The following is a 17,767-nucleotide window of genomic DNA, read 5'->3' on the forward strand; positions in this document are numbered from 1 at the left end:
CTTTAAATAAAATAAAAGTTTAATCTATAATTAAATTACAGACCAGCTTTCATAGCTTCCCATTTTTCACCAATTTCGTCCTGGTTATCTGCCCAGAATTCAGGGTTCATAAGAATGTATGATTTAGTGTTCGCAGGTGCTGTTGGCATATGTGGTACCATGTTAGTTTTACCATCTTTAAACCAAGGCTCTCCTGCTTCCATGATAGCAATTGAAGATTTTCTCCAAGGAGCGTAAGCAATATACTTAGCACTTCCTGCTAGACCTTCAGTACTTGTCATTTCTCTAAGAACTTTCAAAGCTTTACCGTTAGCATCGTTAGGTCCACCTTTAACCATAGCGAAATACTCATAGTCAAGAATTTGCGAGTCCCATACTTGCACAATTGGAGTTCCTTCCATTTGAGCATTAAAGAATCTACCATTCCAACCAGTAGCCATAACAACTTCACCATTAGCTAATAGTTCTGGTGGCTGAGCTCCAGCATTCCAGAATACACATCCGCCATTTGGATCTTGGCAAAGTGCTTTAATAGCGGCAATTGCTTTATCAACTCCACCTTTTTCAAGTGATTTGTAAATTTTATCACCACCTTTACCAGCTTTTGTTCCAGTGCCAGCCATAGCTAATTCTAAGTTAGACATTGCACCTTTGTAGATAGCTCTTTTACCAGGAAACTTTTTAGTATTAAAAAAGTCTTTCGCTGATTTTGGAGTACCTTTTACGTTGTTCTTGTTGTAAGCAAAGTTCCAAGAGTAAAGAATGTTTCCAACTGCACACTTAGAAGGCATACCTGTGAAAAAGTCTTTACTTGCTGGTGTTCCATCTGGAGCAGGAGCGAAGTCTTTGTCGAAATCGAATTCAACAAAAATACCTTCGTCACAGCCAATGATAGTGTCTTTTGCGTACACATCAATGATATCCCAAGTGATTTTTCCAGCTTCTTTTTGTGCTTTGATCTCTGATAATCCACCAGTGTAGTCTACCCAGTTAACAGGTATTCCAAGCTTTTTAGCTGTTGGATCTCCATAGCCTAATTTTTGACTTTCTGTATAAGCTCCACCCCATGACACTACAGTAACTGCAAATGCCGAAGTAGTAATAGAAAGTACAAATGATAAGGCTAATAATAGTTTACTTAGTTTTTTCATTTATCCTCCGTTTAAACGTTTTTTTTAAAAATTAAGTAAAACAAGATCAGAAAGATGAGTCAACAGTTGAATCTGGGTTTTTTACCTTTATTTATGCAAGGTTATTATTTAATTGATTAGAAATTATGAAGGTTTTATTTTTTATTTAGGGTCTAAAGCTCTACTATCAATAGCATTCCAGCCAACATTTATTTCATTTCCAAGTTTGATATCTAGGTTTGATGAGCTATTTGGAATTTTTAAAATAAATTGTTCATTACCTAGTATGTCCATTCTCAATCTAGTATGATCTCCATGGTAAATTACTTCTTTAATTTTTCCTTTATGATTATTGTCCATTTTATCTTTTGGATTAATTAAAGCTCTTTCTGGTCTTAAAGATACGGTAGTTTTATCACCTTTGGCTTTTACAGAAATAGGATTAGCTAAAATTTCAGTTCCATTATTTAATTTAATTTTACAAGTATTTCCTGACACATCGTTCACTGTTCCATTAAACGTGTTATTCTCGCCAATAAATTCCGCCACGAAAGAATTAACTGGTTTTTCATAAAGATCATCAGGACTTGAAAGTTGTTGAACTTTCCCATCATTAAATACTGCAATTCTATTTGACATTGTTAATGCTTCAGTTTGGTCATGAGTAACATACACAACTGTTACACCAATACTTTCATGAATATGTTTTATTTCATATTGCATGCTTTCTCTTAAATTTTTATCTAATGCGCCTAGTGGTTCATCCATCAAAACAAGCTTTGGATCAAACACAAGTGATCTAGCCACTGCTACCCTTTGTTGTTGTCCACCAGATAATTGCATTGGCATTCTAGCTTCAAAACCTTGAAGCGATACCATTGATAAAGCTTTGTCAATTTTTTTATCAGCTTCATCTTTTGGAATTTTTCTAACTCTTAATGGAAATGCTAAATTCTCATAAACTGTCATATGAGGAAACAAAGCATAGTTTTGGAACACCATTCCAATTCCTCTTTTATGAGGTGGAATGTTTGAAATAACATTATTATCTAAATAAATTTCACCATGAGTTGGAGTTTCAAAACCAGCCAACATCATTAAACATGTTGTTTTACCCGAACCAGAGGGTCCTAACATAGTTACAAATTCACCTTCTTGAATATCTAGGTTTAATCCCTTAACAACTAAGACTTTTCCATCGTAGCTTTTATCGACATTATCAAATTTTACGAATTCACTATTTTTTGACATACGAGATATTTAAAACATTTGTGGAGATATTAATCAAGCCCTTTATTGGTCATTTAATATGTAAGTCTCTTGAAAAATTATAAAATAATTCACTACCCTTCTCTGTAACTCTAATAGCTTCAGATGCTTCCACACCCCAGTTTCCAAATTGCATTACAGCAATCATGTGGAATGTTACGTTTGGCTCTAAGATTGTCATATCACCTTTAGATATATTTAGAGTATGTTCACCCCAATCAGGTGGGTAACCAATTCCAATAGAATATCCAGTACGCGAGGTTTTTTCTATGCCATATTTATCAAGAACCTTCCAAAATGCCTGAGCCACATCATCTGCAGTTTTCCCAGGTTTAATAGCATCTATTCCTGCTTGAAGAGCCTCATTAGTTTTTTTCATTGTATCAATTTTAAGTTGGTCAGGTTTTCCAAGTAATACTGTTCTAGCCATAGGGCAGTGATATTTTTTATGAGATCCTGCAATTTCAACAATTGTTGCTTCACCTTCAACAAATTTATCTTCAGTCCATGTTAAATGTGAGGCTGACGTACCTTTTCCTGTTGGAAGCATTGGAACAATAGATGCATAATCACCCCCAAATTCAGGAGTTCCTTTTATAAGAGCAGCTTGTATTTCAGAAACAGCATCACATTGTCTGAATCCTGGATTAATTACCTCAAAAGCTTTTTGCATTCCAGTTTGAACTATCTTTGATGCAGCTTTCATATAATCAATTTCTGAATCTGATTTTACAACTCTTGCCCAATTAACTAATCTTTTGCAATCTAAAATTTTAGTATTAGGTAAACCTGTTTTAATTTTTTCATAACAGTAAGCAGTGAAATAATGACTATCCATTTCCACACCTATGGAAAGTTTTTCCCATTTTCTTTCTTTAATAATATCAGTTAAAGCCTCATAGGGATGAAGTGGCCAACTATGGATATATTTTTCTCCATATTTAATAATATTTTCATCTTTTAAATAAGTTTTGATATATGCACCACCTGCATCTTGATCTCTAACAAAACATAATGGTTCATCTGCATTAACATGCACTATTACACATTGAGCATAATAAAATGACCAAGCATCATAGCCTGTTAGGTAATTCATGTTTGATGGATCTTGTGAAATTAATAACTCGATGCCTTTATCTTGCATCATTTTTTGAACTTTTTTTAATCTATTTTTATATTCTACTTTTGTAAAATTCATGTGCTTATCTTAAATAATTTTCCAAAACCTTCAATATCATCTTTATAACCAATTAAATTTAGACTATCCCATATCAAGGTTTGGTTACTTGACAAAACTATCCTATTTAATTTTTTTTCTAATTTTTCGATAATTGATAAAACAGGCAAGGCAGTACAAGATACGAACAACGCCTCACTATCTTCTAAATTAATTTTAGACAAAACTTCAATTAAATATTTTTCGTCTACTTTTCCAATATCTAAATCAGATTCAATATCAAAATATGTTAATTCATTAACTGTTATATTTTCTTTTTTAAAATAATTTAAAACAGAGTCGTTTATGCTTTTTGTATAAGGAGTAAAAACTGATATCTTATTAATATTAAAAGCTTTAAGGGCTTTTATTGCTGATGTAATTGGAGTAGTAACTTTTGCCTCTGGTTTAGACAACTTTATATTTTTTTCAATAACATCGTACCCTGCAGCAACAGTTCCTGAAGTGCATCCATAAGCAACACAATCTATTTTTTGATCAGGTAAAATATCACTTGTCACCTCTGTAATGTCATCTGCCATTTTAGCTAATGTTTCATTGGTTAATGGGTTGTAACAATGTATTCTATTAACGTAGAGATCTATATCTTTACCATAAATCACATTATTAAAATCTTTTTCAATTCTAAAATCACTACCTAGGGCTATTAAACCTATTCTAGGGTTGGCTTTAGATATGAACTTTGGGTCAATTTTATTTAGTTTCATTGATAATCTCTATATAGGTCGATTAAATATATATTGATTAAATAGTCTAGCTAAAATAATGTTTATATAAAGCGATACATAACTCGTCGTTATTCAAAAAATACGAAAGTGGGATCAGTCGTCTTTAAATTTAATTATTTAGGGAGGTTTGGATGAAATTTGGATATTTTTGTAACACTACCAATTGGGACCATAAACCATACACACAATTACTTGATGAAACTAAGGAAATAACTGAATATTGCGATAAAAATGATTGGGACTCTATTTGGTATACAGAGCATCATTTTAATCATGAGGGAATGGAGTCTTGTACTAATCCATTAATGATGGGTGTAGATGCTGCAGCTAGAACTAAAAAAATTAGAATAGGTCAAGCTTGTAATGTAATTACATTTCATAACCCAATACGTTTAGCAGAAGACATAGCATTATTAGATCAACTTTCAAACGGTAGGGTGGAAGTTGGTATTGGCAGAGGAATATATGGAAGAGAAGCGATAAATATGAATAAAGAGGCTGATCTAAAAGATCAGGCTAAAAATTTTCGTTTGTTTGATGAGACTCTAACTATTATGAAAAAAGCTTGGACAGAAAAGTTTTTTAATCACCAAGGTGAATTTTATACTTACCCTACTCCTGGTTTTGTTTGGCAACATGATATGAGTCCGCCGAGTGAAGAATTTCTAGATACTAAAACTAATGAAATAAAGAAAATAAGTATTGTGCCTAAACCAAAACAGTATCCACATCCTCCAATATGGCAAGTGGTAGATGGCGCAAGATCAATTGAGTGGGCTGCACAAAATGGTTTAAACACAATAATGTGGATACCAACGGTAAAAGCATTGAAAACTAGATTTGAAATATATCGAGATGCAAAATCTAAAGCTGAAAATAGAGATGTTCCACTTGGAGAAGGTATTTCTTTAGTAAGAGATATGTTTATTGCAGAAACTATGGAAGAAGCAGAAAAATTAGCAGGTGAACATATTATAAAATATATGAAATGGGTTTGTCACTGGAGAGGCTTAGGAAATCATATGGATCCAGGAGAAGAACTACCGGAAACAAAACATAAATTAGACTTACTTAACTATGATTTTCTACATAAAAGAAATTTATTATTTGGAACACCAGAATATGTTGTTAATAAAATAAATGAATTAAAATCAGAATTAAATTTACAAAATCTTCAAGTTTGGTCTAATTTTCCTGGAATAGATCATGAAGCTTGCATGAGAAGTATAAAACTGTTTAATGATGAGGTTATACCAAAGATTAATCTAGATAATTCAAGTATAGAAAAGGCAAGTTAGTGAAATTAGAGCTTAGAAAGTTTACAAAATTTGTAGATAAAACTTTTATCGAAGGTGGCAAGGAAGCTAAAGAGCCAGTTTTGATGGTTTCTGTTGCAGCTGTATTCAAAAATCCATGGCATGGAAAAGGCTTTGTTGAAGATTTAAAACCAATTATTTTAGATTTGGCACCTAAATTAGGTGATATTTTAGTTCCAGAGTTAATAAAAGAGATTGGATCACCTGAAAAAATTTTAGCCTATGGAAAGGCAGGTACTGTCGGGCTTGATGGTGAAATTGAGCATGCTTCAGCATTTATTCACACTTTAAGATTTGGAAATAAATTTAGAGATGCGGTTGGTGGAACTTCTTACTTAAGTTTTACCAATACCAGAGGTCCAGCTGGATCAAAAATATCCATTCCAATGATGCATAAAACTGATTCTGGATTAAGGCCTTATTATTTAACTCATGAATTTACGATTCATGATGCTCCTTTTGATGATGAAATTGTTATAGCAATTGGTGGGGCCTCAACAGGTAGAGCTCATGCTAGAACAGGTGATCGTTATCAAGACATGAAAGAAATGGGATTAGATCCTAAATAAATTAATGTTTCAAAATTTTGATCCAAATCAAAATTATTATTCATTTAATGATAAAAATACAGTTCCTGTGGTTTTTATTCATGGAGTTGGACTTGATCAACGGATGTGGGAACCTCAAATTGAAGCTTTTAAAGAATATTCAATAATTACATATGATTTATTGGGACATGGCAAGACTATTCTCAATAAAGATGATGTAACATTAGATGATTTTTCGAACCAACTAAAATCAATATTAGAATTTTTAAAAGTAGATAAGATTAATCTTGTCGGTTTTTCTTTAGGCTCTTTAATTGCACTAAATTTTGCCTCTAAATTTCAAGACAAACTAAACAGTCTTGTTGTAATGGGTACAACATATAAAAGAACCTCAGAACAGAGGTCTTTGGTTATAGAAAGATTTGAACAGGCTAAATTAAACAAACCTATTTCAAAGCAAGCCCTAAAAAGATGGTTTACCGATCAATACTTAAATGACCATCCAGAAACTTATAATCAATTTATAAAAATTTTGACAAAAAATAAAAAAGATCATTTAAATTTTTTAAAAGCATACAAGTTATTTGCTTATCATGAGGATAATGCAGATATAATTAATAATATTAAAACTAGGACCCTTGTAATGACAGGGTCAAATGACTCAGGATCTACTGTTGAGATGTCAAAATCTTTATGTGAAGATTTAATAAACTCAAGTTTTATTGAGATAAATAATGGAAAACATCTTTGTAGTATAGAGTGTGCAGATGATGTTAATATCAATCTTAAAAATTTTATTAATAGATAAATGATAAAAATTCAAAACTTTAAAATGTATATAAATGGACTGTGGGTTAATTCAGAGTCTGGAAAAACAATAGAAACTGTAAACCCAGAAAACAACGAAGTTTGGGCAACTGTTCCTGAAGCTAACGAGAAAGATGTAGATAAAGCAGTTAAGGCTGCACAAAATGCTTTTGAAAAATCTTGGTCAAACTTACACCCAAGAGAAAGAGCTAAATGCTTAAGATCTCTTGCAGATCAATTAAGACAAAATGCTGAACATCTTGGAACTATAGAGACAATTGATACAGGAAAAATTTTTAGAGAAACAAAAACACAAGCTAACTATATTGCTGAGTATTATGATTATTTTGCAGGACTAGCCGATAAAGTTGAAGGAACAGTTGTGCCAATTGACAAACCAGACATGCAAGTAACAACTACTAGAATACCTATTGGTGTTGTTGCTGCGATAATTCCTTGGAATTCCCAAATGTTATTAACTGCAGTAAAACTAGCACCCGCATTAGCAATGGGTAATACTGTTGTGATAAAAGCTTCTGAACTAGCGCCTGTAACATTATTAGAGTTTGCAAAATTAGTTGAAAAATCAGGTATACCCAAAGGTGTTGTTAATATAATTACTGGTCTAGGTGAGCCTTGTGGTAAAGCTCTAACTACACATGACCTTGTAGAAAGAATTGCTTTTACAGGTGGTCCTGAAACTGCAAAACATATTGTTAAAAATTCTGCAGAAAATTTATCACAGGTAAGCTTAGAACTTGGTGGAAAAAGCCCTGTTGTTGTATTCGATGATGCTGAGCAAGAGAACGCACTAAATGGAATAACTGCTGGTATTTTTGGTGCAAGCGGTCAAAGCTGTATTGCAGGATCACGACTTTACATTCAATCTAAAATTTATGATGACTTTTTAAATAAGCTAATAGCTAAAGCTGAAAAAATAAAATTAGGAGCTCCTATGGATAATGAAACTCAAATGGGACCTTTAAATAGTTATAAACAACTAGAAAATATAGAAAAAAATATCAAAGCTACTGTTGAGCAAGGTGGAAAAATTCGGTGTGGAGGTAAAAGATCTAATATATCCAATAAAGGTTATTATTTTCCAGCTACAATTATTGAATGTAAAAATCATAATTTACCTACAGCGGAAAATGAATTATTTGGTCCTATCCTATCCGTGATGAAATTTGAAACAGAAGATGAGGTTATTAAATTAATGAATGATAATAAATATGGTTTATCTTCCGGAGTTTACACATCTAATTTTGGAAGAGGCCTGAGAGTTTCAAGGGCAATTAGAGCTGGAATAACCTTTGTAAACACTTATAGGTTAATTTCACCAATGGCTCCTTTTGGAGGGATTAAAGATAGTGGATATGGAAAAGAAGCAGGAATTGAGTCAATTAAAGAATACACAAGAATAAAGACTACATGGTTAAATTCATCGGATAAACCGATGGTTGATCCATTTACAATGGGTTAATAATTGACTGCCAGACATTATTTTTTAGTTTTGTTCATTATGTTTCTTTTTGGAAGCTCTTATCCAATTAATAAACTTGCATTAAATACATCTTTAACACCTATGTTAGCGGCATCATTAAGGATGTTTATACTTTTTTCATGTCTTGCTCCCTTTTGTAAATTTAGAATTCCAAGTAAAAAATATCAACTTCCTTTAGCAGGCTTTTCTTTATCTATGGGTTTTGGTGTTTTTATTTTTTTAAATCTATCTTTACAAAAAGCGACTGTAATTGCACCTATTATCATTGGTGCACAACTTGCAATTCCTTTTGCAATACTTGCTAGTTCAATATTCTTAGGTGAAAAAGTTACTTTTAAAATGTGGCTACTAATTTTTATTTCTTTTTTTGGAATTTTTCTTATTGGATATGATCCTAATTTAAAAAATGAAATTTTTGCAATTCTACTTTGTGCTGTTTCAGCTTTTTTCTATGGTATTGCAAATGTATTTTCTCGTTACATTAAAAATATTGATGTAAAATTAACTAATGCTATAATGGGTTTTATTGGCTTTGTAACTTTGCTACTTTTTTCAATTATTTTTGAGGGTAATACTTTTGGTCAATTAAAGAATATCGATTTATATACTTGGTTACTCTTACTTCATAATGGAGTGATGGTTTCAGTTGTTGCTCACACATCTATGTTTTATCTATATAAATTTTACTCAGTTAACAAGGTTATGCCTTTCTATTCTTTATTTCCAATATTTGGTTTGCTTCTAACATTTTTTATCTTTGAAGAAATTCCATCACTACTAAGTGCTGTTGGTGGATCTATTGTGATTATTTCTGTTTACCAGCTACAGAAAATTAGATAATTCCTCTATTGTAAATTCATTTAATTAAAAGTGTTCGATACTTTAGGTGCCTAATAATGGATATGGGTCTTTTATTAATCATAATATATCATCCTAAAGGTATACTTCCTGAGAAAATCGAAATAAAATAAACTTATTATGAAATATATTATACTCGGAGCTGCAGTAGCATGGGCTATGTACATCGGTGATAAATATTTTTTTTAATGAATAAAAATTTATGGCTACTAATTTTAAGTCAGATTTTTGCTTTTACAGCAGCACCCATAACAGTTTTTTTAAGTGGAATAATTGGTTCTCAGTTTAGTCCAGTAAAATCTTTAGCAACTCTTCCAATGGCTTTATCAATTGTGGGTATTGCAATTTTTGCAATTTTTGCAGCAAAGGTTATGAGTATAATTGGTCGAAGAGCAGGCTTTATATTTGCATCAATTATTAGTTCATTGTCATCATTACTTGCTGCTTATTCAATAATTATTGAAAGTTTTATATTATTTAATTTTGCATGTTTTTTACTTGGGGCTGGGGTTGCGTTTAGTCATCAATATCGTTTTGCTGCGGTTGAAACAGTTAAAAAGGATATGGCACCAAAAGCTATTTCAATAATATTATTAGCAGGTATAGGTTCTGCTTTTATAGGACCAAATGTTGCTAATATAACAAAAGATATTATTGCTGAACATTTATATGCCGGTTCTTACATCGCACTTGCAGCTTTAACACTCACCTCAATAATTTTCTTATTATTCTATAAAGACGGGCATAAACCAAATCTTATTAATAAAAAAACTTCACGTAGCTATCTAGAGTTAATTTCTCAACCAAGATTTCTACAGGCTTTAGTAGCATCTGCATTTGCATATGCAGTGATGTCATTTTTAATGACAGCTACACCAATAAGTATGCATGTAATGGAGAAAATAAACTTAACTAAAACAAGTTTTGTAATTCAATTTCATATTGCAGCTATGTTTTTACCATCATTGGTTACAGGTAATTTGATAAAAAAATTTGGACATAGTAAAATAATGTATGCTGGTGTCTTTTTATTTTTAATAACAATCTTAACTAGTTTCTTTGACCAAAATTTTACTAATTATTTAATTGCATTAATATTTTTAGGATTTGGTTGGAACTTTTTATTTATATCTGGGACAAGTCTATTAGTTTTGTCTTATAGGGAAAATGAAAAATTTAAGGCGCAAGGATTTAATGATTTAATAGTTTATTCAATTCAAGCAATCTCAAGTTTATCTGCAGGAGTTTTCCTAACCTCAACAAGTTGGAAAACAATGAATTTAGTTTGTATAATATTCTTGGTTTTAATTATATTATCAACATTAAGAGCTGATTTTAAAGAGAGAAAGTAAAATGGATTTAATAGATTATTTTCAACTGAGCTTGGTTGAAATTTATTTTGTAATATTTACTGTATTCATTGCTTCTATTATAAGAGGATTTAATGGCTTTGGCTTTTCAGCAACATGTATCTCAGGTTTTTCTTTTATTCTTCCGGCAGTAGAAATAGTTCCAATTATTCTAATACTTGAGGTCATTATTAGTATTTTTATGGTCCCATATATATGGAACAAAATAGACTGGAATTTTGTTATAAAACTAATATTTGGAATAATTATTGGCTCTCCTGTTGGTATTTATCTATTAAAATATTTAACTCCTGACGTTACACATCTATCTGTTTGTGTACTAATCATATTTTTTTCATTTTTATTAATGAGAGGTTATGTAAATCAAAAGATTAATAATAATTATGGAAAATTTTTTACAGGAATAATTGCTGGAGCATTAAATGGATTAACTACTTTAGGAGGAATGCCTGTTGCACTATTCTTATTAGTTACAAGTATTCAACCTGTAATAATTAGAGGTTCATTAGCAGCATTATTTTTCTTAACAGATATTTATGCTTTTAGTCTAAGTTTTTTTGCTGGAATTGTGGATGTCACAACTATTTATAGGACTATTCCACTGATTATTACTTTACCAATAGGTGTTTATATTGGTGATAAATTTTTTGTTAAAAGTAAAGAGAAGACTTATAGAAAAGTTGTTTTTTACTTTCTTATATTTATTTCAATATTTGGGTTTTTTAGAATTATTGACAATTTTTAGAATATCTTGACTCACAAAATTTTACTTACTTAATCTTTTATGAATACTATTGAGTGTTTTCTCTAATTGTCTATAAAAACCTAATTTAGTTAACTCACTAACACCTTGTTCATTTAATCCTTTTGGTGTTTGAGATTCTTTTACTAAATATTTCAAATCTTTTTTAGAATTTACAACTGCATCTTCTGATAAAGCTAAAAATAAAGATGTTATATATTTTTGCGCATTATCTCGTTTAACCCCTCTTTTTACTAACCAGTCTGTCATTATCCTTAGTAATTCATAAAATGGCGCCATCATTCCAGATGTTGTCCAAAAATTAATTGATGATTTCTCATTTTTTATTTCAACTGTTGTGCCAATTTTATTAAAAAAATCTTTTACTTTTTTATCAGGTGGACAGATTGGTACTGGTCCCTTTTTTAAAGATATTGGCGGTAATGGTATTGCTCTTATAATTTTGGCTTTAACTTTAATTGCTTTTTTAAGTTGAGCTAAACTAATTGTTGATATGAAGCTAATTATAGTTTGATTAGATCTAAACTTTAAATTTTTAATAATCTTTTCACCTACTGTTGGAGTTACTGACAAAAATATCCAATCGCATGAGTTAATAATTTCCTGATTATCACTGCTAATAGTTATTTTTTTAAACTTTTTTTTTAACTTTTGAGCTATAGATTTATTTCTGCGGGAAATGATTATTTTTTTGTATGAAATATTAGAACTACAAATACCTGTAAGCACAGCAGACGTAATTTTACCTGTTCCTATAAAGCCTAATTTCATAAATATAGTTACTTTATAGTAATATTAGTGAATTAATTAATAAAAAAAGAGCCTCTAATTCTCAACAGCTCTCTACTTAAATCTTTATTTTCTTTAAAGGGTTTTCTTCCATGTAGCCAAAAGTAATTATTGGCAATTATTGCTGATCCAACAGGTAATTTAGTGATAGTTTTGTTTTTACTTTCTTCTAAACCATCTGATAATCTCTGTAAGAAATTGCCCTGTTCCATATTTTTAGGCTCAGGAAATTGATCTATATAAGAAATATTAGGTTTGCCATTTTCATCAGTGGAAAACACTGGATGCTCTACCTTGTAGTCTATATTTTTACTTTTTGGTGATCCCCAAATAAAATTTTGTTTACCTACTGGGTCATTATATAGATCACCACAATGTTCCCAATCATCAAGATGCAACATTGCTGTCTCTCCACCCTCGACATTCTGTTCATCGATTTTAGTCATTAACAACCAGTCCGTAACTTCTTTGACATAAGTTCCATCTGTATGAAGATCCATATTTGTATAAGCTTTTCTTAAATACGAGTCACTTTTATCTTCATGCTTAACAATAAACCTTGCATAATATTTTCCAGCCATAGAGTCATGGTTTGGAATTCCAATCAAATGTGCAATTGCCGTTGATAATTTAACTAAAAAAGTATGATCAAATTTAGAGTTAATTTTTTTTGGACCAATAATAAAACAGCCTGTTTCTCGATCTCTTATTATCTTATTCATAAGTTTGCTTAATTTATTAGATGTAAGATCATCTAAGCTTTTTGCTAATGTAAAACGAGTAAATGGTTTGTACTCTAAAGCGGTAATATCAAATTTATTGAATGGAAAAATTAATTTATCTAAAATCTCATCTTCAATTTTAATATCAATTATCCTTTTTGAATTTTGATGCTCAGTTATTGTTAATCCAGCAATATTTTCCATTAGAAGTAATTACTTAGTAATGCCATCATAATAGCAGAAATTACTGTTGGATAAACAAAATTTCTTTTTGAAATAAAAAATATGAACAAACAAAATAAAACCACAACAATTCTACTTAGATAACTAGCATCAACCAAAACACCTACAGGAAATATTATTGTTCTAGCAATTAATGCAGCTAGTGTTGAGTATGCCAGACAATTGAACCATCTAAATAATTTTGAAGTCTCTTTTATTCCTTTTGATGAAATGACACCTAAAAACCTTGATAAAAAAGTTGCTAAAGAAGTAACCAGAATTGCAAGAACTACACTAGTTGACATTTAGTTCTCCTATAAAATAAGCAATCGTTCCACCAACAAGTCCACCTAATAAAATTGACCACTCAGGTGAAAAAAAATAAAAAATTGGCCCTAATATCAAACCTAATATTACAGAAAAAGTAATTTGAATTGTTTTCATTGCACCAACCATCATACATAAAAAGTAGATTGGGTTTAAAATTGCTAACCCCATCATCATATTTTTATCTAAGTAATCTGATGCATAAAAACCTATAAAAGTGCCTATTACTGCTGTAATCCAAGTTGCGCAGCCAATACCTATCCAAAAATCTATTCGGTTTTTTTTTTCAATACTTTTATAATTACTCTTCATTATCAGCCATGCTGACACTGCAATAAAATGGCATGAGAAATAATATTTCCACTTAGGTTGACTTTTGTGCATCATTAATGGGAACAAAGAAACTGCCATTGGATAAAGTCGAGCATTAACAAACCAAACTGCTAAAAAAATATTTAATAATGATGCTCCTACTAATAACGATTCTGCCATAACTAGTGACCCTGGCAAAGCATAAGTAAGCATTGTCGAAAAAATACTTTCCTGAATATTAAAGCCTATATTTTTAAGGAGTGCTCCAATAGCGATAAAACAACAACCAAGTGCAAGGGCTGGGCTGTCTGGCGCTAGAATTGATTTAAAACCTTTAAAGAAAAATTCTTTATTAATCATTAACCACCAAGGAATAATCTACCAACATCAGGATTTTTTAATAAATCGTCCCCTTTGCCAGCAATAGCAGTTTGTCCTGACACTAAAACATAACCAATATCTGCAAACTCTAATCCTTTTTTTGCATTTTGCTCAACTAGAATAATAGTTTTCTTTTCTGTTTGTTGAAGATCTCTTAAAATTTCAAAAACCATATCGATATATCTTGGCTCTAATCCAATAGATGGTTCATCAACAAGTAATACTGATGGCTTCATAACTAATGCTCTAGAAATTTCTAATAACCTTCTTTCTCCACCTGATAAAACTTTAGCAGGTTGATTTCTTCTATTTCTTAATCTTTCATATTTTTCAAAAATTCTCTCAGCTTCTTGATAAGACTCGTCTGTATTTTCTTTGGAATAGCCACCCATCAATAGATTTTCTTCAACAGTCATATCTGGGAAAACAGAATTATCTTGAAGTATATAAGCAATTCCACATGATGTAAGTTTTTGAGCTGGAGTTAAGCTGGTAATTTCTTTCCCATCAATTTCAATTTGTCCTGAAAAAATATTTGTAAACCCATAAATTGAATGAAGTATTGTAGATTTCCCTGCACCATTCGGTCCAATCAAACATAGCGATTGAGCTTTACTTACATTTAAATCAAAATCATGAAGAATTTCCATTTTACCATAGCCAGCTGATAATTTTTTGATAGTTAAATGATCATTATCTGGAGATAATTTTTTTAAATCTTCTGATCCTGGTGCTTTTCCTAATACATCATATTGATTTGACATTATTGTGCTCCCAAGTAAGCGTCTAGCACACGCTTATCATTTTTAATTTCATCTGGAGTTCCATTTGCTAACATTTGACCATGTGCTAAACAAAAAACTCTTTGTGCTAAATTCATAATTACTTTCATATTGTGCTCTATAACTAACAAAGTAATTCCATAGTCCTTATTAACACTTATCAAACGGTCAATAATTCCATTAATTAATGTTGGATTAATTCCAGCTGTTGGTTCATCTAATAAAAGCATTTTAGGCTCATTCATTAAGGCCATTGCTAGTTCTAATAATTTTTGCTGACCAAAAGAAAGATCACCCGCTCTAAGCTTTCTTTTTTGATGAAGCCCTACAAACTTTAATAATGTCTCAGCTTTATCTGTTAAATCTGAAGGTATTTTTTGAAATACTGTCAATATTCCATCATTTTCTGGTTTATGACTAATTAACATATTCTGAATACAGTTTAATTTTCCATAAATTCGAGTTTGCTGGAAAGTTCTAAGCAATCCAAGTTTAGCAATAACAGGTACAGGTAATTCGGAAACTTCTGTAGCATCAAATTTGATTGAACCATTATCAATTGGATATGTTCCTACAATAGAATTAAATAGAGTAGTTTTGCCAGATCCATTTGGACCAATTAATCCAACTATTGAACCTTGTTCAACTGACATAGAAATATCAACATTAGCTTTAACACCTCCAAAAGATTTACTTACATTGGATATATCTAGTATTGCCATTATTTTAATTCTACCTGTGCCTTTCGGTCTGCTTCATCAATTACTTCCCCAAATCTTTCAGGATATTTTTCTCTTAACCATCCCATCAAGCCTTCAGGAAAATAAACAACGATTACAATAATTAAAACTCCAAGAGCCACATACTGCCAGCCTAAGAAGTAAGTCCAAAAACCTTCTTTAAATAAATGAAATAAAACAGCACCAACAAGTGGTCCCCATAAAGTTCCTTTGCCACCAAGAATTGCCATTAACACCATGAATACTCCAAATGTAGGTCCAGCAAATGCAATTTCATTAGGTTCAATGTAACCATTAATATGACCCATTAGTCCTCCTGCAATTCCAACAAAGAACGCTGATACCATCCAACCTATAATTTTATACCTCATAGTGTGAATGCCCATTGCTTCAGCTTTATCTTCGTTATCTCTTATTGCATTTAAAACTAATCCAAATCTTGTGCTGTAGGCCCACTTTAAAGTAATAAAAGTTATAACTGCTAAACCAAAACTTAAATAATACATAAACTGTGACGATGATGCATTAGATCCTAAATCTTTTGGCCAAACCGGAACTGTCATACCTTGTCCTGCTCCAATAATTTCAATTCCACCAGCAATTTCGCCAGCAGCAATTCCTAAGGCTAAAGTACAAATTGCAAAGTAATGCCCTCTTAAACCTAAAATTCCATAACCAATTACTCCTGCAATTATTGTTGGTATAATTCCTGCTAACAATATTCCAACACCAAAACCTTGAAAAAATTGTGGGACTGTATGAACAAAAGTTTTTTCTCCACCAGCATCTGTCCACTCAGCTAATGAAAAGAACATTGCTATTTGTGTACTTGAAGCAACATACATTCCAACTCCAAAAAATAAAATGTTTCCAAATGTATTGTAACCCATTTGCCCCCCTTGAACGTCCCAAGTCATCGCAAGTACAATTAAAATATAAAGAAACGACATCTGAAGTTTGTAAGCAGGAAATATAAATGCTCCTACTAAACCAAAAATTATTAAACCCGCGTATAAAAGAGTATTTTTATTCATTATTTTAGATATTCTCTTTTTCTTGATAATTTAAATCTTCTATAAACTAAAATTAAAACAAGTAACGAGAATACAGCCGCTATTCTAAATTCTGTTCCTAGTAAATAATCTGCCCATTCTTCAAATATTCCAAGACCCATTCCTGACACTGCTACAGCTGGTAAATTTCCAAGTCCAGCAATGATTACAATCATGAACGATCTAACTGTGTAAGGTAATCCTGTGTATGGATGAAGTGTAAATGTGATCGCAACACAAGCTCCTGCTATTCCACATAGAGCAGCATTTATTCCAAATGTTGCTGCATAAACTTTTTCTGTATCTACACCTAAAATTTTAGCAGCTCTTGCATTTTGTGCGGTTGCTCTAATTGCTCTACCTAATTTTGATTTTCTCATATAGATCACCAAAATAACTGCAGTTATGACACAAACAGCGCCTGCAAATAACTTAGCATTAGGAATTGTAACCATATCATTAAATAACATTGTTGTTCCAAAATCTGATTGAGCAACAACTACGTCTGCACCAAATGCAAAATTCATTAATTGTTGTGCTAAAATACTAATTCCAAAAGTTGCAAGAATTGATGTAAATAAATCTTTATCTACAACTTTATTAATAACCAATTTATACATTCCCCAACCAACGCAATACATTACAATTGGAGATACAATTATCCCAAAGGCTGGGTGAATTCCTGAGAGATACATAAAGTAAGCAATGTATCCACCCATAATTACTAATTCACCTTGTGCGATATTTATTATATTCATCACACCCCATTGCAAAGCCATTCCATAAGCAATTAATGCAAACAAAATACCAAGAAGTATTCCATCCATTGATGCTTGGACCATTAGTATGGGTGCTTGAAAAATTAGAAAATCCATAAATTCTTTAAATGTTTGTAAAAAAATGCCCCCTA

The 17,767-nt window shown here is 31.3% G+C and carries 19 protein-coding genes; 7 read left to right on the plus strand and 12 right to left on the minus strand.

The window, feature by feature from the left end; all coding sequences use genetic code 11:
• Positions 1–35 precede the first annotated feature (35 nt).
• From AC5SL8_RS04535 to AC5SL8_RS04550, 4 genes are all read right to left on the minus strand, one after another.
• Positions 36–1,151, minus strand: coding sequence for an extracellular solute-binding protein (locus AC5SL8_RS04535; protein WP_494579275.1), 1,116 nt, complete (start codon positions 1,149–1,151; stop codon positions 36–38).
• A gap of 141 nt (positions 1,152–1,292) precedes the next feature.
• Positions 1,293–2,381 carry an ABC transporter ATP-binding protein gene (locus AC5SL8_RS04540; protein WP_494573402.1) on the minus strand — a complete coding sequence of 363 codons (1,089 nt, stop codon included), beginning with the start codon at positions 2,379–2,381 and terminating at the stop codon, positions 1,293–1,295.
• Positions 2,382–2,430: 49 nt separating this feature from the next.
• On the minus strand, positions 2,431–3,597 hold the full coding sequence (locus tag AC5SL8_RS04545; RefSeq protein WP_494579277.1) for a M24 family metallopeptidase: 1,167 nt from the start codon (positions 3,595–3,597) through the stop codon (positions 2,431–2,433).
• Positions 3,594–4,343 (minus strand): maleate cis-trans isomerase family protein, encoded by a 750-nt coding sequence (locus AC5SL8_RS04550; RefSeq protein ID WP_494579279.1) that lies wholly within the window; start codon positions 4,341–4,343, stop codon positions 3,594–3,596. Before AC5SL8_RS04550 ends, AC5SL8_RS04545 begins: the two co-directional genes overlap by 4 nt.
• A 152-nt stretch (positions 4,344–4,495) precedes the next feature.
• Between AC5SL8_RS04550 and AC5SL8_RS04555 the strand changes: the two genes are divergently transcribed.
• The 7 genes from AC5SL8_RS04555 to AC5SL8_RS04585 all read left to right on the plus strand — a co-directional run bounded on the left by AC5SL8_RS04555 (position 4,496) and on the right by AC5SL8_RS04585 (position 11,512).
• Positions 4,496–5,662: an LLM class flavin-dependent oxidoreductase gene (locus AC5SL8_RS04555; protein WP_494579281.1), complete on the plus strand. Its 1,167-nt coding sequence runs from the start codon at positions 4,496–4,498 to the stop codon at positions 5,660–5,662.
• Positions 5,662–6,249 (plus strand): amino acid synthesis family protein, encoded by a 588-nt coding sequence (locus tag AC5SL8_RS04560; RefSeq protein WP_494579283.1) that lies wholly within the window; start codon positions 5,662–5,664, stop codon positions 6,247–6,249. Before AC5SL8_RS04555 ends, AC5SL8_RS04560 begins: the two co-directional genes overlap by 1 nt.
• Positions 6,250–6,253: 4 nt before the next feature.
• Positions 6,254–7,036, plus strand: a complete 783-nt coding sequence (locus AC5SL8_RS04565; RefSeq protein ID WP_494579285.1) for an alpha/beta fold hydrolase — start codon at positions 6,254–6,256, stop codon at positions 7,034–7,036.
• On the plus strand, positions 7,037–8,518 hold the full coding sequence (locus AC5SL8_RS04570) for an aldehyde dehydrogenase (RefSeq protein WP_494579287.1): 1,482 nt from the start codon (positions 7,037–7,039) through the stop codon (positions 8,516–8,518).
• 3 nt (positions 8,519–8,521) lie between these two features.
• Positions 8,522–9,379, plus strand: a complete 858-nt coding sequence (locus AC5SL8_RS04575; protein WP_494579289.1) for a DMT family transporter — start codon at positions 8,522–8,524, stop codon at positions 9,377–9,379.
• Between the two features lie 206 nt (positions 9,380–9,585).
• Entirely contained in the window at positions 9,586–10,749 is a 1,164-nt protein-coding gene (locus tag AC5SL8_RS04580) for an MFS transporter (RefSeq protein ID WP_415275233.1), read from the plus strand.
• Between the two features lies 1 nt (position 10,750).
• A complete protein-coding gene (locus AC5SL8_RS04585) occupies positions 10,751–11,512 on the plus strand; it encodes a sulfite exporter TauE/SafE family protein (RefSeq protein ID WP_494579291.1) in 762 nt (253 codons plus the stop codon).
• Between the two features lie 21 nt (positions 11,513–11,533).
• On the opposite strand, the gene AC5SL8_RS04590 is transcribed toward AC5SL8_RS04585, so the two are convergent.
• The 8 genes from AC5SL8_RS04590 to AC5SL8_RS04625 are packed head-to-tail and all read right to left on the minus strand — an operon-like array spanning position 11,534 to position 17,732.
• Positions 11,534–12,301: a pyrroline-5-carboxylate reductase gene (locus AC5SL8_RS04590; RefSeq protein ID WP_415275237.1), complete on the minus strand. Its 768-nt coding sequence runs from the start codon at positions 12,299–12,301 to the stop codon at positions 11,534–11,536.
• A 32-nt stretch (positions 12,302–12,333) separates the two neighbouring features.
• Positions 12,334–13,245 (minus strand): glutarate dioxygenase GlaH, encoded by a 912-nt coding sequence (glaH, locus tag AC5SL8_RS04595; protein ID WP_415271474.1) that lies wholly within the window; start codon positions 13,243–13,245, stop codon positions 12,334–12,336.
• Positions 13,245–13,568, minus strand: coding sequence for an AzlD domain-containing protein (locus AC5SL8_RS04600; protein ID WP_494579294.1), 324 nt, complete (start codon positions 13,566–13,568; stop codon positions 13,245–13,247). The genes glaH and AC5SL8_RS04600 overlap by 1 nt, the downstream gene beginning before the upstream one ends.
• A complete protein-coding gene (locus AC5SL8_RS04605) occupies positions 13,558–14,262 on the minus strand; it encodes an AzlC family ABC transporter permease (RefSeq protein ID WP_494579296.1) in 705 nt (234 codons plus the stop codon). The genes AC5SL8_RS04600 and AC5SL8_RS04605 overlap by 11 nt, the downstream gene beginning before the upstream one ends.
• Positions 14,262–15,047, minus strand: coding sequence for an ABC transporter ATP-binding protein (locus AC5SL8_RS04610; RefSeq protein WP_415271477.1), 786 nt, complete (start codon positions 15,045–15,047; stop codon positions 14,262–14,264). Before AC5SL8_RS04610 ends, AC5SL8_RS04605 begins: the two co-directional genes overlap by 1 nt.
• Positions 15,047–15,787 carry an ABC transporter ATP-binding protein gene (locus AC5SL8_RS04615; RefSeq protein WP_415271478.1) on the minus strand — a complete coding sequence of 247 codons (741 nt, stop codon included), beginning with the start codon at positions 15,785–15,787 and terminating at the stop codon, positions 15,047–15,049. Before AC5SL8_RS04615 ends, AC5SL8_RS04610 begins: the two co-directional genes overlap by 1 nt.
• Positions 15,787–16,839, minus strand: a complete 1,053-nt coding sequence (locus tag AC5SL8_RS04620; protein WP_494579299.1) for a branched-chain amino acid ABC transporter permease — start codon at positions 16,837–16,839, stop codon at positions 15,787–15,789. The genes AC5SL8_RS04615 and AC5SL8_RS04620 overlap by 1 nt, the downstream gene beginning before the upstream one ends.
• Positions 16,839–17,732 (minus strand): branched-chain amino acid ABC transporter permease, encoded by an 894-nt coding sequence (locus tag AC5SL8_RS04625; RefSeq protein WP_494579301.1) that lies wholly within the window; start codon positions 17,730–17,732, stop codon positions 16,839–16,841. Before AC5SL8_RS04625 ends, AC5SL8_RS04620 begins: the two co-directional genes overlap by 1 nt.
• Positions 17,733–17,767 lie beyond the last annotated feature (35 nt).

Source organism: Candidatus Pelagibacter sp. PS_41 (genome assembly GCF_059417725.1).